This is a genomic window from Bacillus sp. C-3-6 (assembly GCF_054509685.1).
This window is the reverse complement of the sequence record NZ_CM137247.1, coordinates 5,138,413-5,160,722: the sequence shown is the minus strand read 5'-3', so window position 1 is coordinate 5,160,722 and position 22,310 is coordinate 5,138,413. Positions and strand designations below refer to the sequence as shown.

Annotated in this window: 19 protein-coding genes and 1 pseudogene; 11 read left to right on the top strand and 9 right to left on the bottom strand. The window is 33.9% G+C overall.

Annotated features, from left to right (window positions below):
- Positions 1–49: 49 nt before the first annotated feature.
- Both ACW0JX_RS26535 and ACW0JX_RS26530 read right to left on the bottom strand, forming a co-directional pair.
- Positions 50–1,465: an oligosaccharide flippase family protein gene (locus ACW0JX_RS26535; RefSeq protein WP_459245241.1), complete on the bottom strand. Its 1,416-nt coding sequence runs from the start codon at positions 1,463–1,465 to the stop codon at positions 50–52.
- 97 nt (positions 1,466–1,562) lie between these two features.
- Positions 1,563–2,543 carry a glycosyltransferase family 2 protein gene (locus ACW0JX_RS26530; protein WP_459245240.1) on the bottom strand — a complete coding sequence of 327 codons (981 nt, stop codon included), beginning with the start codon at positions 2,541–2,543 and terminating at the stop codon, positions 1,563–1,565.
- 225 nt (positions 2,544–2,768) lie between these two features.
- Here ACW0JX_RS26530 and ACW0JX_RS26525 point away from each other — a divergent pair, with 225 nt between their 5' ends.
- The gene (locus tag ACW0JX_RS26525; protein ID WP_016079576.1) at positions 2,769–4,046 is read left to right on the top strand and encodes a glycosyltransferase family 39 protein; all 1,278 of its coding nucleotides are present in this window, start codon (positions 2,769–2,771) and stop codon (positions 4,044–4,046) included.
- 77 nt (positions 4,047–4,123) lie between these two features.
- Here the strand turns inward: ACW0JX_RS26525 and ACW0JX_RS26520 are convergent, their stop codons facing one another.
- The 3 genes from ACW0JX_RS26520 to ACW0JX_RS26510 form a co-directional block, all read right to left on the bottom strand.
- The gene (locus ACW0JX_RS26520) at positions 4,124–4,486 is read right to left on the bottom strand and encodes a DUF2304 domain-containing protein (protein ID WP_016079577.1); all 363 of its coding nucleotides are present in this window, start codon (positions 4,484–4,486) and stop codon (positions 4,124–4,126) included.
- Between the two features lie 6 nt (positions 4,487–4,492).
- The gene (locus ACW0JX_RS26515) at positions 4,493–5,221 is read right to left on the bottom strand and encodes a glycosyltransferase family 2 protein (RefSeq protein WP_000021473.1); all 729 of its coding nucleotides are present in this window, start codon (positions 5,219–5,221) and stop codon (positions 4,493–4,495) included.
- 209 nt (positions 5,222–5,430) lie between these two features.
- Complete coding sequence (locus tag ACW0JX_RS26510) at positions 5,431–5,943, bottom strand: acyl-CoA thioesterase (RefSeq protein WP_000412126.1); 513 nt, start codon at positions 5,941–5,943, stop codon at positions 5,431–5,433.
- A 298-nt stretch (positions 5,944–6,241) separates the two neighbouring features.
- Here ACW0JX_RS26510 and ACW0JX_RS26505 point away from each other — a divergent pair, with 298 nt between their 5' ends.
- A complete protein-coding gene (locus ACW0JX_RS26505) occupies positions 6,242–7,555 on the top strand; it encodes an ArnT family glycosyltransferase (protein WP_459245239.1) in 1,314 nt (437 codons plus the stop codon).
- A gap of 208 nt (positions 7,556–7,763) precedes the next feature.
- Here ACW0JX_RS26505 and ACW0JX_RS26500 read toward each other — a convergent pair whose 3' ends face one another.
- From ACW0JX_RS26500 to ACW0JX_RS26490, 3 genes and pseudogenes are all read right to left on the bottom strand, one after another.
- Positions 7,764–8,465, bottom strand: a complete 702-nt coding sequence (locus tag ACW0JX_RS26500) for a methyl-accepting chemotaxis protein (RefSeq protein WP_370541919.1) — start codon at positions 8,463–8,465, stop codon at positions 7,764–7,766.
- A 54-nt stretch (positions 8,466–8,519) separates the two neighbouring features.
- Positions 8,520–9,065, bottom strand: a pseudogene (locus ACW0JX_RS26495) (protoglobin family protein); the annotation flags it as partial.
- Between the two features lie 134 nt (positions 9,066–9,199).
- Positions 9,200–9,832, bottom strand: coding sequence for a trimeric intracellular cation channel family protein (locus ACW0JX_RS26490; protein WP_075718645.1), 633 nt, complete (start codon positions 9,830–9,832; stop codon positions 9,200–9,202).
- A gap of 462 nt (positions 9,833–10,294) precedes the next feature.
- Between ACW0JX_RS26490 and ACW0JX_RS26485 the strand changes: the two genes are divergently transcribed.
- From ACW0JX_RS26485 to ACW0JX_RS26450, 8 genes are all read left to right on the top strand, one after another.
- Positions 10,295–11,767 carry an O-antigen ligase family protein gene (locus tag ACW0JX_RS26485; RefSeq protein ID WP_459245238.1) on the top strand — a complete coding sequence of 491 codons (1,473 nt, stop codon included), beginning with the start codon at positions 10,295–10,297 and terminating at the stop codon, positions 11,765–11,767.
- 95 nt (positions 11,768–11,862) lie between these two features.
- Positions 11,863–12,972, top strand: a complete 1,110-nt coding sequence (locus tag ACW0JX_RS26480; protein ID WP_053563282.1) for a glycosyltransferase family 4 protein — start codon at positions 11,863–11,865, stop codon at positions 12,970–12,972.
- Between the two features lie 21 nt (positions 12,973–12,993).
- Entirely contained in the window at positions 12,994–13,734 is a 741-nt protein-coding gene (locus tag ACW0JX_RS26475; RefSeq protein WP_000290751.1) for a WecB/TagA/CpsF family glycosyltransferase, read from the top strand.
- 215 nt (positions 13,735–13,949) lie between these two features.
- The gene (locus ACW0JX_RS26470) at positions 13,950–15,149 is read left to right on the top strand and encodes an MFS transporter (protein ID WP_459245237.1); all 1,200 of its coding nucleotides are present in this window, start codon (positions 13,950–13,952) and stop codon (positions 15,147–15,149) included.
- Positions 15,150–15,367: 218 nt separating this feature from the next.
- Positions 15,368–16,084 (top strand): LytR/AlgR family response regulator transcription factor, encoded by a 717-nt coding sequence (locus ACW0JX_RS26465; protein WP_000698259.1) that lies wholly within the window; start codon positions 15,368–15,370, stop codon positions 16,082–16,084.
- A gap of 122 nt (positions 16,085–16,206) precedes the next feature.
- A complete protein-coding gene (gene cstA / locus ACW0JX_RS26460; RefSeq protein ID WP_023523603.1) occupies positions 16,207–18,282 on the top strand; it encodes a carbon starvation protein CstA in 2,076 nt (691 codons plus the stop codon).
- Positions 18,275–18,478, top strand: coding sequence for a YbdD/YjiX family protein (locus ACW0JX_RS26455; protein WP_459245236.1), 204 nt, complete (start codon positions 18,275–18,277; stop codon positions 18,476–18,478). Before cstA ends, ACW0JX_RS26455 begins: the two co-directional genes overlap by 8 nt.
- 149 nt (positions 18,479–18,627) lie before the next feature.
- A complete protein-coding gene (locus tag ACW0JX_RS26450; protein ID WP_459245235.1) occupies positions 18,628–19,683 on the top strand; it encodes a GGDEF domain-containing protein in 1,056 nt (351 codons plus the stop codon).
- An 85-nt stretch (positions 19,684–19,768) separates the two neighbouring features.
- Here the strand turns inward: ACW0JX_RS26450 and pdxK are convergent, their stop codons facing one another.
- Positions 19,769–20,593: a pyridoxine/pyridoxal/pyridoxamine kinase gene (gene pdxK, locus ACW0JX_RS26445; protein WP_459245234.1), complete on the bottom strand. Its 825-nt coding sequence runs from the start codon at positions 20,591–20,593 to the stop codon at positions 19,769–19,771.
- Between the two features lie 134 nt (positions 20,594–20,727).
- Between pdxK and ACW0JX_RS26440 the strand changes: the two genes are divergently transcribed.
- Complete coding sequence (locus ACW0JX_RS26440) at positions 20,728–22,299, top strand: GAF domain-containing sensor histidine kinase (RefSeq protein ID WP_000488131.1); 1,572 nt, start codon at positions 20,728–20,730, stop codon at positions 22,297–22,299.
- Positions 22,300–22,310 lie beyond the last annotated feature (11 nt).

Here is a 22,310-nt window from a genome sequence, read left to right as displayed (position 1 = left end):
GAAGATAAAAATAAAAACTTCAAATTTGATTTGAAGTTTTTATTTTTATTTATTTTCGAGCCAGTTTTTTATTTATAAATCCTAAAATCAATCCGCGTATTTGTGGATCGATTGCAAGACCGATAATACCGTATAATATACCAGTAATTGTTAAAGCAACTAGTGGCGGTAAGGTAATTAATATTGTACGGTATAGAATATAGCTGATTATAAAGGCTAAGGTATTGAATATAATCCCTTTAAATAGTAAAGAGAAGCCTTTACGAACAAATAGAGTGAATCCGATTAATAACGTAATCTCGGTAAGGATAGCGGCAATAGCGGCTCCCATCATTCCAAACTGACCACCTAAGACGATGTAACTTATAACGGCAACAGCTAGTCCGATTCCCATTGTTGTTGCGCGTTTCCATTGTTGACCAATTGTCGTTAAATTATCAGCAAGTGGATAGTTAATAGATTGTAGAATGACCATAAAGGCTAAAATGGCAAGAGCATCACCAGCTGGAGCATATTCTTCACCTAATAAAGTAACAATCCAAAAGCTTGGATCAGCGATAAATGGAATGGAGATCCCCATTCCTAAGAAAGACATCAGTTTTAATTCAAACTGAGATAGTTTTCTATGTTCATCAATATTCTTTTCATTTCCAAACGCAAATAATTTTGGATAGAAGGCTGCTGCAATTACACCAGGTATTTGATAAAGGACTGCAGGTATTTTCGATGCAGCTCCAAAGAATCCAACTTGCTCATATGTCGAAACTTTTTCTAATATAATAGGACCTAACTGTGGTAAAAGCATAATGATAATGCCATTGATTGTGAAAATCAGCAGTTGATCTAAAATTCCTTTGTCCCAGCCCTTATGAACTGTCGTATGGCGGAGTACCATTATGAAGGCGATGACTCCTGTTACAAGACTAGATATCCCGTACATGGCAGCGACTGTCATAAGTGACCATTTCAACGACATTCCTAGTAGAAGCACAGCTGCGGCTGTTACACCTTGTAGTACAGAAATAATCGCTGTAAATTGCATACGTTCTGTTACCTGGAAATAAGCCATTCCAACGCCTTGTAAAGTTGCTCCAAACATTGTCGGTAGTACAACCCAATATACCATGGCACGTAAGTAGACATCCGTATAGAAGAACTGAGCAAAAATAGCGAAGAGTACAGAAATTACGACAGCTAATACGAAACGAATGCGTAAATAACTACTGATTAGTACGCTAATATTTGCATCCTTTCTTGTTCCTTCACGCATAAACGTATGTGTCAAACCTGCATCTGTGAAATAACAAATAACAGCGGAAACTGCTAATGCAGTTGTAAACATTCCATACTCACCAGGAGAAACGTATCTTGCAAAGAGAATCGTCGCGATAGCAAGTACAAATCGAACAGTAATATTTCCTACAAATAGGTAGGAGGCATTTTTAAGAATCTTATTTGTTTTCATGAGAAAAAACCTTTCTATTCTTTAGGACTTTTTTAGTTTGTCCTATTTGTAAATTTGATTTGTTTAGGGAAAGAGAGGTGAGTACTATATTTTCGGTTTAAGAAAACAGAAATTTAATTCGCACAAACCAAAGCATTGCATATAGTTTTTTACTACGCTTTCCGTTTTTTGAATAGATTTTACGGCAATATTTCTTTATATCTTTTTTGATTAATTGAACTTGAGCATTATCCAATTGAGAGTTTTCTTTAATGTATATACAAGCATTATTGATAACCGTATAAGGGAATAAATAAGTCTCAAGAATCTCGATAAGTGACTGAGGGTCTTTCGTAATGAAGTCTTGAGATTTATTATGTACCCAGTCTTTCATACGATTGAATACTTCCAGTTCTTTAGTGGTTTTTAATTCGTAATCTTTATATTTAGAAGAAAGATTTCCTTCCGATAAGATTCTATAATATGTTAAGTATTCATCGATATAGCATACATTTTTCACACTCATTAGTTTAAATAAAAACTCCAAGTCTTCTCCCCAGCTACATCCTGGTGTAAAACGGATATTATAATTCATTGCGATAGAGCGTTTGAAAATCCAAGTACTTGTTTGAGCAACAACTTGGTGTGTTAAGAATGCTTTTGCCATATCACCTTTAATAAAGTTTGTTGTATGCTCAACCTTTTCACCTGTTTCTTCGTAGAAATTCATATAACCACAATAGCACGCGTCCATGTTGTTTTTATGCATACTCTCGATTTGTTTCTCAATTTTAGTTGGATGCCATAAGTCATCACTATCAAGGAAAGCGACATATTCTCCGCTAGCATTTTCAATCCCTGTATTACGAGCTACTGAAACACCTTGGTTTTTTTGGTGAACGTATTTTACTTGACCCGGATATTTTTCTGCAAGATTTTTTACGATAGAAGGTGATTGATCTTTACTTCCATCATCTACAATTACAATTTCAATGTTTTTATATGTTTGATCCAGTATTGACTGCATTGTTTCTTCAATATATTTTTCTGTGTTATACAGGGGTATGACAACAGAAACAAGTTGTTTTTGTTCCATCATAGAATTTTTATCTCCTCAAATTTTTTATGTCTTGCACCATATATACAAGCCTTTTGAAAGGAAGAAGATTACAAGAACATCTGTATCAGTTTAACGCATATAAACTTTGTAAATCAACTTTCTATTATTGTACTTTGTATAAAAAGTATTTATTATAGAATATATTGTCTTGTAAAAATATAGAAATATAATTTGAAAATTATGTATTTGAAGGGAGAAGATGAGATGTTAAGGCGATTTACTCGCAAATCTAATGTAATCCTTTTAGGGATTATTATGATAGTCGGTTTTGCTCTTCGTTTTGCAACTTTACAAACACATGGTGCAGATTTGACTCTAGCTAGCGATGATCTAGGCTATCAAAAAACGGCAAATATTTTATTGGAAACAGGAATGTTAACATATCATGAGCCGGATAAACCAACTATTCATATTATGCCAGGTTTTCCAGCGTTTTTAGCTACTGTATTTTACTTTTTTGGAAATGGCAATGAAGGCCTTTTTGTAGCTAAATTAATTATTATCCTATTAGGGGTACTTAGTATTTTACTAACTTATAAGATTGGTACTTATTTATTGAATCCCGCTGCAGGATTAATAGGTGCTTTCTTATTAGCTGTGTATCCTCCAGAGATTGTTGTGGAAAATTTAACTTTAACAGAAGGACCGTTTCTATTCTTTTCATTGGGATTATTATATTGGAGCTTAAAATTAGCTGATACTCATAAAACGAAACATTTTCTAATTGTATTAATTTTCTACTTTTTAGCATTGTACTTACGCGTACAAGTTGCTTTATATCCAATACCATTATTTATATATCTCTTAATGAAGCGCTATCCATTCCGCATTATGATGAAGCAAGCGATTATAAGTATAGGAATAGGACTTATCGTACTTGGACCATGGTGGGCCCGCAATTACATTCAATTTGATAAGTTTATTCCATTAACTGCTGGGGCAGGGAATCCGTTATTACTTGGAACGTATCAAGGGAAAGGTTACCCGGAAGGTAAGAATATGGCAGAACTTGAAGTAGAATTACACGCCAAGTACCCTAATCTGGAAGCACATGAATTTATGGAATTAGAAGAAAAAATAGCGAAGGATAAAATGAAAGAATGGTGGAAAACAGATAGGAATTCCATGATAGAGAGTTATTTAATCTTGAAGCCAGAAATTATGTGGAAAAAACCGTATTATTCTATAGAGCATAATATTGAAGTATTTAATGTTTCTGCAAAGGATATGAATGAAATACATAATTTTATTAAGACGATGTTTTTAATATGTACAATACTTTCATTTATCTTCCTTTTAAAAAGGTGGAGAGAGACTACATTTTTATGGTCAATTCTTTTACTGCAAACAGCTTTAACCTGTTTTTATGCCGCATATGAAAGATATGCATTACCATTAATTCCATTTTTATTTATTATAATTGGAGTAGGAACTGTGGCAACGGTTATGAAAATTAGTAAATTATTAATTAGTAAAAAATAGTTTGAAATAAAAAAACATCTTAATTTTTTAAAGAAATTAAGATGTTTTTTTATATATATTCATATTTAAATAGAAAACTATTCGTTATCAGTTTCAGTTTGTGTTTGTGTTACGTTTAATTTTTGCTTTAATAATGCATAATCTTGCGTTAATGTTACAAGTTGATGGTGTAGCTTAGAAATTTTTCTTGTTAGGTCAAAAATTAAGATGAAACAGAATAATAATCCAAATAAGAATAAGATGGATGGTGGATATTCTACTTTTAATAGTTTTCCAATCCAATTTATAATTTTATCAGTAGAACTTAAAATAGCCATTGCAACACAAACGAAAATCCACAAAATAGCATATTTTGTTTCTAAAGCCCCGCGACGAATGGAATTAATAATTAAGAAGAATAATAACAAAATAAAGATGAATGAAAAGGTAATTATATGCATTCACTATCAACCTTTCACGATTTTTTGCATCAATATAGCAAGGCTTACTTTAATCATGTAATATGCAGATTTAAGAGGTGTGATGGAAGATTGTCCACCTTGTCGCTCTTGCATATTTACAGATATCTCATTAATGCGAAGTTTTTTCTTTTTTAAATGAATAAGAACTTCTGGCTCTGGATAATCTTTTGGATAATTGTGTGCAAAAATCGTAATTACTTCTCGATTGATAGCACGATATCCAGAAGTTGGATCCATAAATGTTTGTTTCGTTAAAACTTTCAGTAGGGCAGTAAAATAAAAAATACCGATTCTCCTTGAAATACTACCTTTGTAAGCTGTTTTTTCTGTAAAGCGTGAACCTAGCACCATATCACATTGGCCTTCAGCAATAGGCTGTATAATTTTGTATAAATCATCCGGATTATGTTGTCCATCAGCATCGAACTGAATTGCAATATCATATCCGTTCTCATATGCGTATTTATAGCCAGTTTGTACAGCTGAACCGATGCCCAGATTATATGGTAGATTAATAAGATGAACAGGGAAATTTTTTACGATTTGAGCTGTTTTATCTTGTGAGCCATCATTAATAACGCAAATGCTTAAAGCTGTAAAATGTTGTTTTAGTTCTAGTAATCTTGTTAATGTATCTGCAATTGCTTCTTCCTCATTATAGGCTGGAATAATAATCAAAGTTTTTGGTATTGAAATTGGTACCTCGATAGACATTACCGCACCACCCCTTACATATTTAACTATATTATGGTTATTTATAAACAACTTTACTTAATATACCATTAAAAGTATAAGAAAATAAAGGAAAAACTGATGGGTGATTTTAGGAGGAAGCTACTGATACAAAGGCAAGCGATAGTATTTTTTTATAATAAAAAATACATGCAAGGAAGGACCTGTGCATGTATGATGAGAAGATTATGTTAAATATTCCAAGGCTTACTTAAAGTTAAAACTTCAGCCATCTCTTTACTTTTTAAACGTCCCTTTTTTCGGTTTTCCGCGCGTTCTAAACCGGTTGTGTGTAACCAATGTTCTTCCTGAGTTTCAGGTAGTACTTGTGGTACGGACGAAGGTTTTCCATCTTTTATAGCCACAAATGTAATGAAGCAAGTAGCAGCAATTCTACGCTCGCCTGCTAATAAATTTTCTGCGATTACTTTTACGAAAACTTCCATTGAAGATTTCCCTGTATAACATACAAATGCTTCATAACAAACAGAATCAGCTTGGTGAATTGGAGTTAAAAAATCAACTGAATCAATAGATGCTGTTACGCAATGTTTACGACTATGTCTTGCAGCCGCGATTGAAGCAATACTATCAATTTCTGCTAATAATTTCCCTCCAAAAAGTGTTTGGTGATTATTTAAATCGTTAGGAAAAACACGTGTTGTCTTAATTGCTTTAGATTCTCGCATGAATTTCTTTTCCATATATTCAGCCCCTATAGTCTGTTTTCAATCAGAATAATATGTGTAAACGGAGTACTCATATTAGATATTTAATGAAGTAAAGTGTATTCCAAAAGAGGATTATTTAAACTTCTGTATTTGTATTCATGTAACTGAAAGAAAATTTATTTTATCTAAAATGTAGTGTAAAAGAGGATTCGCTTACATTGCAAGTAAAAAGTAATGACTATGTATTCGTCATAGAAATTCCCTATCAGCCGTGTACCCATTCATGATAGAATCATTTTGTTATGAATGGAAATAGAGGTGCAATGGACATATGAATCATATACAAACAAATTTTTCATCTTTCTTCAATAAAATTACGATCAGTGCGATGCTCGCATTTTTCGTTTATAGTTGCTGGGTAGCATTTGAGACAAGTAAGCAATTCTTTGGAGGAAGTACAACAAGTGTAACAATCATATTGGCAATTTTCGTCATACTTATTTTGTTAGTGGCATCAATTCTACAATATCGTTTTACAGATAAACAATTTCTTATTTTTCTTATAAGTATATCTATAGTTGTGAGGCTTAGTATGCTGTTATTTGTAGATGCTCCAATAATTGGTGATATGAAAGTGATGTATGAGTCTGCAAAGCAGATTGCAATTGGTAATAATATAGGGACTGTAACTCATTTGCCTTTTATTATATATGAGTCAGTAATCATTCGTATATTCGGTGCTACATTATTCGCTTTACAACTATTTAATGTGTTATTTTGCGCAGGAACCGCATTTTTTATTTATCGTATTGCGGCAATGGTTTTTGGAGAAGAATGCGGTCGTATTGCTTCTATATTTTATGCTCTGTATATTCCAAATATATTGCTGAGTTCCGTATTAACTCCTGAGTCACTTGCAATATTTTTATTTTATTTTGCTTGTTACATACTTTTATATAAAGGGTTAGATCATCCTTATATGTGGGTGTTTTCAGCGGTTTTATTTGCATTTAGTAATATGATTTTCCCGATAGGATTATTTCTTCCTATTTTTATCACTGTATATGTATTATTAATTGAAGTGTCTCAATCAGCAACGAAACAAAAAGTGTTACTAAAGATGGTAGGGATACTTATTCTATTTTATAGTACTCATTTTGGTGTGAATTATGGAATTAAGGCAATGGGATTGTCACAATATACGATTTCGAATGAGACGTATGTTCAATCTGTCTTAATTGGAAAAACGAAACATGAGGAAAAAATATCGAAAAATCAAAGTGTAACAGAGCATATTGATCAAAAGTTAAAAGAGATTGAGGGAGAAAGATTTAAACTTTTAGAACCGATGATAAATCAGTTTTCAGATGAGGGGATAAATTCTATTCTTTTCAAATGTGAAAAACTGATATATATAGCCGTAACATTGTTTATGACTATAGCTCTATTGCACTTCCTTATTAAGAAACAACAAAATGAAGGGTATATGTTGTTCTTATTTTTAATTAGTGGCTACGTATTGTTAAGGCTTTTCCAAGTAGATATGGCATATTACAATGTAATTATGCCGGCATTGTTTATTTTGCAGAGCTTTGGTGTTTATATGAGTTATGTGTATTGTCAAAAAATATTTTTCAGAAAATAAAAAGAATCCATTCTGGATTCTTTTTTTGATGGAAGATGAAATTTAGTAGTCAGTGCAAAATGGAAAGTATGCCGGACCTGAATTTTATTCCGCTATTTTCCGGACAGTCAGACCCCACCTCAAAATCAGCGAAAGCAAAGAAGTTAGGTGGGGGCGGACTGCCTGTAAAAGCCCGATTGTTGAGGGCTGATTAAAGTTTCACTTTATCTTATCGATTTAGTTCTAGTTGTAAATTATCGGCTGTTAGAGCCATTTGTGAGGAATCATCTTGAATTCCTTTCATTACTTGTGAAATAGCTTGTAGCTCATGTTCAATTTTCTTATTCTGTTCTTTTGAGTTAGACATATCTTTTACAATTTCTTGGAAGTATCGATCTGTTGCCGACATACTATCCGTTCCTTCTGATACGAGAGAGCTAATTTGTTTCACGGAAGAAGAGACACGAGTAATTTGTTCATTTGTTTTTTCGACGAGCTTTGTAACGTTAAATATAGATTCTTTCGTTTGCTCTGATAATTTTCTGATTTCACCAGCAACAACAGAAAATCCCTTCCCAAATTCTCCAGCACGTGCAGACTCGATAGCAGCATTTAGTGCGAGTAAATTTGTTTGCTCCGCGATTGATTTAACGATATCTATGATTTCGTTAATTTTGTTAGAAATATCGAGAAGTTCATGAGTATCTGTAATAATCGTTTCCATATTCATTTGAATAGATCCCATTCGTTTGTTTTGCTGGTTTAATTGTTCTTTCCCTTTATTCGCTTTTTCTTCAGATGTTGTAGCTAATGATGTACCTGTTTTAGCAATTTCTACAATAGTTTCAGATTTGGCGGTTAGTTTTTGAATAGAAGAGCTTGTTTTTTCAGATACAGCAGCTAATTCTGTTGCGATATGCGTAATTGTCATAGCAGTTAGTTCTTTTTCTTTCTCATGTTCTTTTTGCATTCTTTCATATTCAGATTCATAAGCTGCAAGAACGAGTTCTTGTTCAAGAGTGAATAATTTATTTATAACGTTTATAGAATAAGAAAAATCATCGATTGTTGATATTTTTGTTTGTAAAATCTTCATGATAGAGCGGAATAATTCTTGATAAGCAGCAGTATACCATTTTCGATGTAAACCAATTTGTACATGTCTTTTGGCAATCCTAACACGCTGTTCAATAAAATCTTCATGCATATTGCCGCTGAATAATTCTTTAATATGTGTTTTTAAAGTTTGTTTTAGTTTTGGAATAGAGCTGTAACGTTCAATAATAGTAATTAAATTAGGTTGTTTTGTAATGTTGGCATAAAATTTTTCAGTAATCCAATCAATTTCTGCATAAATAAAAGGCTGTAGTACTTTTACAACTTGTAAATCTTCTTTTGAAATATGTAGCATATCCATTTGAATTTTTAATTCAGAATTAGTAGGTACATTAAAAGTTATTTGTTGGTCCTTACTTAATTCGATTATACTGGCATTTGTTTTATTAATATTTTTTCTGAAAACCCCAAGCATCATTCTTCCCCCTGTATATAAAACGTTTTCAATTTTAAAACTAATATAGAGTAATTATATATGCTTATATATAATTACTCTATATTAGTTCGTTGAATAGTATATAAATTAAGAGAATTCTAGATAGAATTCTCTTAATGGCCTTTATTAATTTTAGCATGTGTTTTAAAGAAAACAGGGAAATGCACATTATATATTACAGTGACGACACGAATAACGAATGTTACTAATAAACAAATATAGAAAGCTAATACGTGCGCCCCCATAGCGTGTGTGATTAGGAAGCTAATTGCTCCTAAGATAGAAGCGATTGCGTAAATCTCTTTTCGGAATACGTAAGGGATATCTTGAGCACAAATGTCACGCAAAATACCGCCTCCAATACCTGTAATGACTCCCATTGAAACAACTAGAAATGAGGCATCAACATGATGTGACATTGCCGCATTTGCACCAATAGCTGTAAAAACGCCTAAGCCAACAGCATCAGAAAGCATAATAACGACTTGAAGTTTATTGATGCGCTCAAAAAACATACAAGTAAATAATGCTGATAATACACTTACGAAAAAGTAAATGGGTTTTACAAATGCGACAGGGGGCAGGTTACCAATCATGATATCACGAATAATACCGCCGCCGAGCGCAGTAGCTACAGCTAAACAAAGGACACCAAATAAATCTAAATCTTTTTTTAAACCAACTAATGTACCAGAAATGGCAGCGGCGATAATGCCAAGAAACGTAAATATATCGATTAATAACATGGCCTTAATCCCTTCCTCTTAAAGATGTTCCAGAGAAAAAATATACACTAAAGTATTGGAAATAACAATTACTTTTCGTTACATGTAGAAAAACGGATAAAATACATAAAGAAAGCGTTTGAAAATGTTTAGGGGAAAACGAAGCAAGGTTAATTTTTCGTTGTAGGGTAGCCGAGTGAATGTCATTTTGTAATTATTTAATTTTATGTATTAATAAATAGATTAACAAATGTTACTATAATACTGATAATAAGTGAAAGAGTGTTAGATAGTTTTTATAGAGATAGGGAAGGATAGCTAAAGGATAATATTTTCTAGTACTACTTAAGGTGGATTGGCTAGTTTCGGTATAAAAATAGTTCTCAATTTAAATATGAGTTATGTTATAATTGCTAGGTGTGTTTTAACGATAATAAATTATGATTAAAAGATAATGTTAAGATTTTGTATGGAGGTCTTGGAATGTTAGCAAATCAAGCTAGGGTTAGATTTGAGCATTTTTTGCTCTTTTTTATTATTTTACAGCCTGTTTTAGATTTATTAACGTCTCTTAGCATCACTTTATTAAAGTCAAATGCTACCGTTGGAATTTTAGTAAGATTCCTTATTATGGCTGTTGGTGGTATTTACATTTTAATTCAGGCAAAAGAGAAGGAAAATAGAAAGTTTTTAATTTATCTTATATTATTAGCCGGAGTTTTAGGGGTAGGATTTATTAATAACAAACTAGTTAAGGATCCTATTGTACTTGGTGAAGAAGTTAAGTTCGTTGCGAAAGCATTATATATATATATTATGCTGGGGTCATACATTTTAGCTTTAAAATCATTGAAAAAGACAGTTAATATTAGCGATAAGGTTCGAAATAGTATTGTATATTCTACATTAATCATTAATGCAATTATGGTTATTTCTATTTCAACATCTACTGACTTTGGTAGTTATGAATGGATGAAGGTTGGTTCTCGAGGTTGGTTCTATGCAGGGAATGAACTAGGTTCAATCTTAGCTATTATTTTCCCTATTGTGGTACTATATTCTATTCAAAAAACAAAGAGCTGGAAACATATTTTATATTGGATTCCATCACTTTTAATGATTTACTCATTAATTCAAGTTGGTACAAAAGTAGGAATGGGCTCAATTGGTGCTACGTTGGCAGCAGCAATCGGGATCATTGTACTACAATTATTATTTAATAGAAAAAATCCGAACAAAAAATCTCTTGCACTTAACGCAGTAATTGCTATTGTCCTATTAGCTGGTGTAGTTGGGACGTTTAAACAAACACCATTAGCACAAAATATGGGCATTCATAATAATTATTTATCAGAGCAAAATGTGGCTCAGCAAGGCCAAAAAGAACAAGAAATTAAAGATAAGTTGAAAAAAGAACAAGAACTTAAAGCAAAAGAAGAAAATCATCATAAAGTTGAAAAGCCAGAAGAAAAGGCGAAGATAGAAGAGGAAGTTAAGAAAGAACTTGAGAAAGAGCAAAAGAAAGAAAATCAAGAAAACCTTATTTTCAGTGGACGTCAAGTATATGAAGAAAGACATAAGCAGTTCTTTAAAGAAGCGCCAATGTCACAAAAGTTATTAGGAATGGGTTATGCAGGTAACTTTAAATACAATGAACAAAAGCAGCCAGATCCAAAACTAATTGAAATGGACTTCCATGATTGGTTTTACGATTTCGGGATTATTGGCTTTGTATTACTAATGATTCCATTTATTTATTACGGGCTAAGAATTCTACTAGCATTTGCTACGAGATTTAAGGACATATTTAATATAAAATATGGAATGATTTCAGCAAGCTTATTGTTAGCGTTAGGTATTGCTTATATTGCAGGACATATTTTAACAGCACCAGGAGTTGGAATTTACTTTGTAGTGGTGTTAGCTTATCTAATAGTAGACCTAGAAATTGAATGATAAAAATAAAAGCTAACTTTTGTTAGCTTTTATTTTTTAGTACAGTAAAATAAAAATAGATGGAAACGTAGCGAGGATTTAAAGGAGGAAAAAATATGAGAATATTGCATATGAATGCAGGAGCAGAAGATGGGGGAGGGAAAACACATATTATTTCACTTCTCGATCAGTTTCCAACTGGTGAAGTAGAATTAGCAGTATTTGAAGATGGAATTGTTGCGAAGGAAGCAAGGGAGTTAGGGATAAAAGTCCATGTGTTTTCACAAAAATCACGCTATGATTTATCCATTTTAAAGAATATAAGTGAATTTATTAATAAAGAAAAATTTGATGTAGTTCATACACATGGTCCTAGGGCTAATTTCTATGTTTCTTTAATGAAAAAGAGAATAAAGGCAAAATGGGTAACGACTATTCATAGTGATCCATTTCAAGACTTTACTAAACAGGGCTTAAAAGGTTGGATTTTTACGAAATTAAATTTGAAAGCCTTAAAAAATATAGACTTATTTTTCGTTGTAACAAATAGATTGAAAAAAAGCTTGGCAGCATTAGGCATTTCAAATGACAAGATGCATGTTATTTATAATGGAATTGAATACGATCAGGAAAAAGCAGAAGGCTATAATAAAAAAGAAATGTTCAATATTGATGAAGATGTATTTACGGCAATCCAAGTAGCACGATTACATCCCGTCAAAGGACATGAAGTTTTATTCGATGCGTTACAACAAACAAAATTAGAGAAAATTAAAGTATTATTAGTTGGCGATGGCCCATTAGAAGAAAATCTAAAGTCATTAGCTACTGAAAAAGGGATTAACGATAAAGTAGAGTTTTTAGGACATCGTCAAGATGTAAAACAATTATTTGCGTCGTCACATGTAAATTTATTAACTTCCCATAGTGAAGGGTTCCCACTAGTTTTATTAGAAGCGGCAAACCAACGTGTACCATCAATTGTGACTAGGGCTGGAGAAATTGAGCCATTAATCGTAGATGAAACTTACGGATGGATTGTGCCAACAGGTGATGGAAAGGCATTAGCATTAGCTTTAGAAGAAGCGTATGATAAGTGGAAAACGGGAGAATTAGCAGCAATGGGTAAACATATTTATGAGCATGCTACTATGAACTTCTCACTTCAAAAACTATATGAAGATACAAAAGAAACATATAAGCAATTAATAGCGAAAAACTTGTAATGATAGAGAGGATAGTTAACTATGGCAGTACAAACAGTTGATATTCTAGGCGTTCCTTTTTCTACAATGACAATGGATGAAACGGTCCAATATTTAAAAGAACAACTAGAAGCGGAACGAACTCATACGTTTCAGGTAGTAACAGCAAATCCTGAAATTGTTATGTGCGCAAAAAAGGATGAAAAGTTCTATCAAACATTATTGAATACAGATTTAATTACACCTGATGGTATTGGGGTTGTAAAGGCAAGTGGTATGCTTGGTACACCTTTAAAAGAGCGTGTAGCAGGTTTTGATTTAATGTGTAATTTACTTGCGAAGTTATCAGAAGATAGTAAACCAGTATCTGTTTTCTTATTAGGTGCAAAGCCGCATGTTGTACAAGCTGCAGCAGATCATTTAACAAAGACATATTCAGCTGTATCCATCGCCGGTACACAAGATGGTTATTTTAAACAAGAAGACGAAGAGAATATTATTTCTCGCATTCAAGAAGCAAAACCAGATTTATTACTTGTTGCACTCGGTTTCCCAAGACAAGAGAACTTTATCCAAAACAATAAGCATCGTTTAGAAACGAAAATGGCTGTTGGAGTAGGCGGAAGTTTAGACGTATGGGCTGGAGAGGTAAAACGTGCACCAAAATGGATTCAAGCGATTCATTTAGAGTGGTTTTATAGATTATGCAGTAATCCAACACGCTGGCGTCGTCAGTTAGTATTAGCGGAATTTTTAAAAGAAGTAATGCGTTCGAAAAAGTAGCGAAATATCGCTGCTTTTTTTATTTGTTCATTTTTAATAAATTGAAACTTTAATCAGTGAGGCATCCCTACTGATTATTAGCCCTCACCAATCGGGATAGACGTTTTACTTTTTGGGAATGATGAAGGAGAAATTTTTTACACAAAAGTATTTTACTTATACAATTCACACATGTAAAATGATGTGTAAAGACACCTGTGTGAGGAGGACTTCTAGTGGGCAAGGTAAAAGAAATTTCGAAGCGCAAACTACTTGGTATAGCTGGGCTTGGATGGCTATTTGATGCAATCGATGTTGGAATGCTTTCATTTGTAATGGTAGCCTTGCAAAAGGATTGGGGATTAACGAGCCAGGAAATGGGCTGGATAGGTAGTATTAACTCAATCGGTATGGCAGTAGGAGCGCTTATTTTTGGGATACTATCAGATAAAATAGGGCGAAAATCAGTCTTTATTATTACATTATTATTATTTTCTATCGGTAGTGGTTTAACTGCGTTAACGACGACACTCGCGATGTTTCTCGTTTTACGCTTTGTAATCGGTATGGGGCTTGGCGGAGAGCTTCCGGTTGCCTCTACACTAGTATCAGAGAGTGTTGAAGCACATGAGCGTGGGAAAATTGTTGTGTTATTAGAAAGTTTTTGGGCAGGTGGGTGGTTAATTGCAGCTCTTATCTCGTATTTTGTTATTCCGAAATATGGTTGGGAAGTTGCGATGGTATTGAGTGCAGTTCCAGCACTATATGCTTTATATTTAAGATGGAATTTACCGGATTCCCCAAGGTTCCAAAAAGTTGAAAAAAGACCATCTGTTATTGAAAATATAAAATCAGTTTGGTCTGGGGAATATCGTAAAGCAACAATTATGCTATGGATTCTATGGTTTTGTGTTGTCTTTTCCTATTATGGAATGTTCCTTTGGTTACCGAGTGTAATGGTGCTAAAAGGGTTTAGTTTAATAAAAAGTTTCCAATACGTACTTATTATGACGTTAGCTCAACTTCCAGGGTATTTCACCGCTGCTTGGTTTATTGAACGTCTCGGTCGTAAATTTGTTTTGGTTACGTATTTAATCGGGACAGCTTGCAGTGCCTATTTGTTTGGGGTTGCGGATTCATTAACAGTATTAATCGTGGCAGGTATGTTACTATCCTTCTTTAACTTAGGTGCTTGGGGAGCATTATACGCCTATACACCTGAGCAGTATCCAACCGTTATTCGTGGTACAGGTGCAGGAATGGCAGCAGCGTTTGGGCGTATTGGTGGTATTCTTGGACCACTATTAGTGGGGTATTTAGTTGCCTCAGAAGCTTCACTATCATTAATATTTACGATTTTCTGCGGATCAATCTTAATTGGTGTATTCGCTGTAGTAATACTTGGACAAGAAACGAAGCAACGAGAATTAGTATAAAGTGAAATTTTAAATGTATGCCTGATCGTTTATTATCCTACACTACTCGGCTCTTTCTAGGCAGTTAATGTAGGATAAAGGGGGAGAGGAAACCGAAGGGGTTTCCTTTTTTCTGTTTTTTTAGATAAATAATGGTATAGTAAGAAAAAGGGATTATTTCTTATAAAAGCGAATGTATACAGCAGGACATATGGACAAAGAATTAGGTGGTTGAAGAAATGAAAATTTTACTAATCATGGAAGAGGCAGAAGAGAGAAGAGAGTTAGCTGAAAATTTCACTGAAAATATGAGAAATGTAGAATGTTTTGAAGCAAAGACAGGAACAGAATCTTTATTTATGATGAAAAAACATATACCAGACTTTGTTTTTTTAAGTTCCAAATTACTAGATGGTACTGGTTTTGAATATGCAAGTTTATTACGAGAAATAAATTGCTATACAAAATTTATTTTTGTAGGTGAAAACATAGAGGAATCTATTACAGCTTTTCGTTTCCAAGCATTTTATTATTTATTACGACCATTTCGTGAAGAAGATTTACAATTTCTTTTATATAAAATAGGTAAAGAACAAGGTGAGAAAGCAAAGAGTTATTTGCGGAAATTACCGATAGAAAGTCAAGAAGGTATACGATATATGCTTCCAGAAGATATCGTATATGTAAGTAAAAATAAAGAAAATAAAACTGTTTCAATTTACACAACGAATAATCAGTATATTTCAACATATACACTTCAGGAATTAGAAAATAAGTTAAATGCATATGATTTTTTACGTGTGCATAAAAGCTATTTAATTAATATGTCATATGTAAAAGAACTGAAACCTTATTATAATGGCACGTATAATTTGTATTTAGATAGGTATGATGAGCAACCGATTCCAGTCAGTCGTAATTATGTAAAACGCCTTCGAAATAACATTGAATTATAGTAGGTAATGAGAGTATTTTAACATGATAAACTGAAAATCCTTCATGATAAGGAGGATTCAAGTTAAATATTCAGAAAATTTAGTACAATCTCCACTAAGAAATAGTATTGGGGGAATTGTATGTGAAGACATTGAAATCGATCTTACTTTGGGGCGTTATTACAGCAGTAGGAGCAGGTGCTTTTGGGGTAATAGCTTTATCACAAGGTGAAACCATTAATGCTGTATGGCTCTTAGTAGCTGCCGTATGTGTGTATGCAGTTGCTTATCGTTTTTATAGTAGATTTATAGCGAGAAAGGTTTTTAATTTAGATGATAATCGGCAAACACCAGCCCATACATTAAACGATGGGAAAGACTATGTTCCGACAAATAAGTGGGTATTATTTGGACATCACTTTGCAGCGATTGCTGGGGCGGGACCTTTAGTAGGACCGATTTTAGCAGCACAAATGGGATATTTACCAGGGACCATTTGGATTATTGTTGGAGTAGTTGTTGCGGGGGCTGTCCAAGATTTTGTCATTTTATTTGCTTCGATGAGACGTAATGGTAAATCGTTAGGAGAAATGATTAAGGATGAGATTGGACCTGTTACAGGACTAATTGCAATGATAGGTATTTTAGGAATTATGATTATTTTATTAGCAGTATTAGCGTTAGTCGTAGTAAAGGCACTGATCGGAAGTCCTTGGGGAATGTTTACGATAGCAGCAACTATTCCTATCGCTATTTTAATGGGAGTTTATATGCGCTATATTAGGCCTGGTCGTGTTGGAGAAGGGTCAGTAATTGGTATTATCCTACTTATTTTATCTCTTGTTGGAGGACAGTATGTAGCAGAAAATCCAACACTTGCAAGTATGTTCACATTTAGTGGTGAAACAATTGCTATTATGCTTATTGTATATGGATTTATTGCATCTGCATTACCAGTTTGGATGCTATTAGCACCACGTGATTATTTAAGTACATTTTTAAAAGTTGGAACAATCGTTGGATTGGCGATTGGTATTTTAATTGTAGCACCCAATTTACAAATGCCAGCAGTTTCGCAATTTATTGATGGAACTGGTCCTGTTTTCTCCGGTAATTTATTCCCGTTCTTATTTATTACGATTGCCTGTGGTGCGGTCTCTGGATTCCATGCTCTCGTTTCATCTGGTACAACTCCAAAAATGATTGAGCAAGAGGGACACGCACAGCCAATCGGTTACGGAGCAATGTTAATGGAGTCGTTTGTAGCGGCGATGGCAATGATTGCAGCTTGTGTATTAACGCCAGGAACTTATTTTGCGATTAATAGTCCGGCGGCACTTATTGGTACGGATGTATCACAGGCAGCTCAAGTTATTTCTTCATGGGGATTTGCTATTACACCAAATGAATTAAAAGAACTTGCTGTAAATGTTGGAGAGCAAACAATTTTATCACGTACAGGTGGAGCACCAACGTTAGCAATAGGTATGGCATATATTTTCTCACAAGTAATAGGTGGAACGGCGATGATGGCATTCTGGTATCATTTTGCCATTCTTTTTGAAGCCCTATTTATTTTAACAACGATTGACGCAGGAACTCGTGTAGGACGATTTATGATTCAAGATATTTTAGGACATGTATATAAGCCTTTTGCGAAAACAGATTCTACATTAGCGAATGTAATAGCTACAACGTTATGTGTATTAGGGTGGGGATATTTCCTATACCAAGGGGTAATAGATCCGCTCGGTGGAATTAATACATTATGGCCACTTTTCGGTATTGCAAATCAAATGTTAGCGGGTATCGCATTATTACTTGGAACGACAATTTTGTTCAAAATGGGGAAAAAGGCGTACGTTTGGGTAACACTTATTCCAACTGTGGGATTGCTTATTGTAACAATGACAGCTGGTTATCAAAAGCTATTTCATGAAAATCCTAAAATCGGATTTCTATCTCACGCGAAGGTGTTTCAGGGAGCGCTAGATGAAGGGAAAGTGTTAGCACCAGCTAAAAATGTTGCTCAAATGAAGCAAATTATTTTTAATGATTATATCGATGCAGCGCTTTGTGGGATTTTTATGATAGTTGTAATCGCTGTGTTAATTTCAGCACTTCGAATTTGGATACAAGTATTAAGAAATAAGCCAATGCCGTTAAAAGAGGCACCATATATTCCTAGAGATGAAAGTGAGTCGAGGAACTATGCTTAAAAAACTGTGGCAAGTATGGGAGAAAAGGAAGCGCTTTATTAGTTTGCTCGTTGGGGTACCAAGTTATGAAGTATACGTAGAGCATATGAAAAAGCATCATCCAGAAGAAGAGATTGTATGTCAAAAGCAGTTTTTTGCTGAGGCACAAGAAGCAAGATTTAACGCAAAGGGTGGAAAAATATTACGCTGTTGTTAATGAAAAAGGGCGAGTTTTCGCCCTTTTTATTTTTTTTGCTGTTTCACGTGGAACAGCAAAAAAATAAACAAAAAACTTTGGGAATTATAGGGATTTCGTATACAATAAAGTGAGGAAGGGGATAGATGGAAAAGTAGGGAGATTATTTTATGTTAAGGGACTTATTTGTAAATACAACAATTATTATTTCCTTTATTTTTGTTGGAGGTCAGCTTTTAAGGGATAAACCGTTAAAAGAAGAATTCTCTTTTTTGCAGAAGTGTGTAATCGGTATTTTTACTGGAATATTAGGTGTACTGTTAATGCATTTTGGTGTACACATTGAAGATATTATGTTGGATTTACGTTATTTAGCCGTTATTTTGGCAATTATAGTTGGAGGTCCGGTAGCTAGTAGTATAACAGTTACTATAATTTTAATTACTCGGCTAATTTTTACTGAGTACTCTTTAGCTTCCGAATTGGCTTGCTATACAATTTTACTAAGTGGAATTGGTGTTATCTTTATTGCAAGAATACCAACTTCGATTACGTTAAAGTTAGTATGGTTACACGTATACTGCCTTTCTATTTTGATAGTACCGATGTATATATTATTTAATGATATATCTGTAGTTGTACTATATTTAATTTCAAGTATTACTACAGGTTACATAACATTCGTAAGTACAAACTATGTTTTACAATCCAATGAATTATTTCAAAAGATGAAACAATACGCAACGATAGATGCATTGACAGGTTTAGGAAACGTAAGACAGTTTGATTTAGAGATGAATCATCATATTAGTAATAAGAACATGAAAAATGATTCGCTTTGTTTACTCCTTATAGATATTGATCACTTTAAGTATGTAAATGATACGTACGGGCATCCTGCAGGGGACGAAGTGTTAAAACAAGTAGGATGTATTTTACGAGAAACTTCACAATTTCCAGATTTGGCTTTTCGAAAGGGTGGAGAGGAGTTTGCGCTTTTGATACCGAATAAGGGATTAGCTTACGGAATTTGTATGGGCGAGCAAATTCGTACAGCTGTTGAAAGTCACCCATTTCAATTGTTAGATGGAACAAAAATAAAAATTACGGTTTCGGTAGGGGTTTCAGAGTATGAAGGGTCATCAGAGCAATTTATTCAAGCGGCGGATGATGCGTTATACTACTCGAAACGAAATGGTAGAAATAAGGTCAGCTCTGCATCTTAAAGATAAGATGACCAGAAGACATAAAGCTTATAAAAAACACTCACAGAGTCAATGTATGAACCTTGTGAGTGTTTTTATTTATATATTAGACAAGTTCTTTTGATACAACGAATTTACGATATGCACCATGGTGAGTTGGACCTACGTATTCGTTAATTTTGAATGAGTAACGAATAGCAGCTGTGATGAATTCTTTAGCAGTTTTTACTGCTTCTTTCACAGGTTTTCCTTTTGCAAGTTCTGCTGTAATTGCAGCAGAATATGTACAACCTGCACCGTGTGTATTGGTTGTATCGATTTTTTCTGATTCTAGAAGTTCGAATGTTTCTCCATCATATAGGACGTCGATTGCAGTTTCCGTACCAAGTTTGCTTCCGCCTTTAATTAGTACGTATTTGGCACCTAAAGCGTGGATTTTCTTCGCTGCTTCTTTCATGTCCTCAAGAGAATTAATTTTCACACCGCTTAATTGGTAAGCTTCAAATAAGTTTGGCGTTACAACTAATGCCTTTGGCACAAGAACATCACGTAAGCAATCGTTCGTTTCAGGATGTAATGCTTCATCTGCACCTTTACATACCATAACAGGGTCAACTACTACATTTTTGAAATTGTGCTTTTCGATTGTTTCTGCAACCATTTCAATAATTTCTACTGATCCAAGCATACCTGTTTTTAAAGCATCTATGCCAACACCTTCAATTGTTGTTTCTAATTGTGGTTTTAATGTAGAAGCTGGGATTGGAAATACGTTATGTGCCCAACCGTTATGTGGATCCATCGTTACGATTGTTGTAAGAGATGTCATTCCGTATACGCCAAGTTCTTGGAATGTTTTTAAATCTGCTTGTATACCAGCACCGCCACTTGTGTCAGAACCAGCGATAGTAAGTGCTTTATTTAATGTCATTATGAAAGCCCCCTCAAGTGATATAATGAAAACTATGTTTTCACCATTATATCAATGTTACGAATAAGTACAAAGTGAAAAGTAGATGATTTATTTTAAGAGCTATTTAAAATCTTGTATGCAGGAGACTGAGTATGTTTCGAGATAATCGTACAAATGAATTAGTTATATTAAAGGAAATTGCAGAAACATTAAATACATCAAATGATACGTATCATGTATTGCAAGCTGTCCTAGAGAAATTACTAAGTGTGACAGGCTTAACGACAGGATGGATTTTTCTTGCAGATGAAAATGGGAAGTATACGAAATTGATTGATTACCAATTACCAGAGGCACTTACATATGAAAATAAACGCCCGATGTGCGAAGGTGAGTGTTGGTGTTTACGAGGTTTTGTAGATGGGAAATTAGAGAGAGCCGTTAATATTATTGAATGTAAAAGAATTAATAATGCAATTGAATATAATTGGGGAGATACGGAGGGCATTCTTCATCATGCTACGGTTCCTTTAAAAGCTGGAGGAGAAAAATTTGGGTTGTTAAATGTTGCAAGTCCGGGTAAAACACATTTTTCGGAAGAAGAATTAGTATTACTCCAATCGGTTGCTTTCCAAATTGGTACGGCTTTAAAGCGAACAAAATTATATGAAAATGAAAAAAGAAGAGCACATTATTATGTGAAATTAGAGCGTTTCATTCAAGATTTAAAAACGATTCATAAGTTTAATGTATTACCTGAAAAGGTGGTAAATCACGTAGGTGAAGTATTTCAATGGAATCAAGTAGCGCTTTTTATTAGGGAGGAAAAAGAATTATCTCTGCGAGCGTCTTACGTTCAGGAAGAGTTACAAGAGGATGTAAAAGAGGCGGCCAACAAGGCGTTAGAGCAAGATGAACCAGTTCTAATAAAACATCAAATAGGGCATAATGTGCATCTAAATCAAACTGTTATTGCTACGCCAATACATATTCAAAACCATATATTTGGTGTTTTATGTGTTAGCTTGAATAATGGAGAGTTTGATGCTAATACAATAGATGTAATTCAAGCGCTATCAAACCATGTTTCGTTAATAATAGAGAATTTGAGGTTAAACGAGCAGCGCCGTGAACTTGTACGAATGGAAGAAAGAAACCGATTAGCAAGAGATTTACATGATTCTGTTTCGCAAAAATTATTTTCATTAACCTTCATGACAAAAGGCGCCGAGGCAGTTTTAAAAGGTAAAAATGAAAAGGTAGATCAATCTTTGCATGAGATGCGTGAACTTGCACAAGGAGCTTTGAAAGAAATGAGGACATTAATTTGGCAGCTTCGTCCGGCAGGATTAGAAAAAGGATTATTGCCAGCTCTAAAGCAGTACGGTGAAAATTTGGGACTGAAAATTAGGGAGCAAGTTACGGGTGTTCGTGATTTACCTCGTGTAGTAGAAGAAGCTTTATGGCGCATTGGCCAAGAAGCACTGAACAATGTAAGTAAGCATGCAGGTGTAAAAGAAGCGACGATTTATTTTACAGTGAATGAGAAAAATGTATCATTAGAAATAGTTGATCAAGGAAAGGGCTTTGTGGAAAAGAATATAAAAGAAAAGAAATCACTAGGTATGACTACGATGCGTGAAAGAGTAGAATTAGTTGGTGGAACAATTAAAATTGTAAGTAGTAATAAACGAACGAGCGTAAAAGTAAATGTACCATTATGATGTGAAAATGA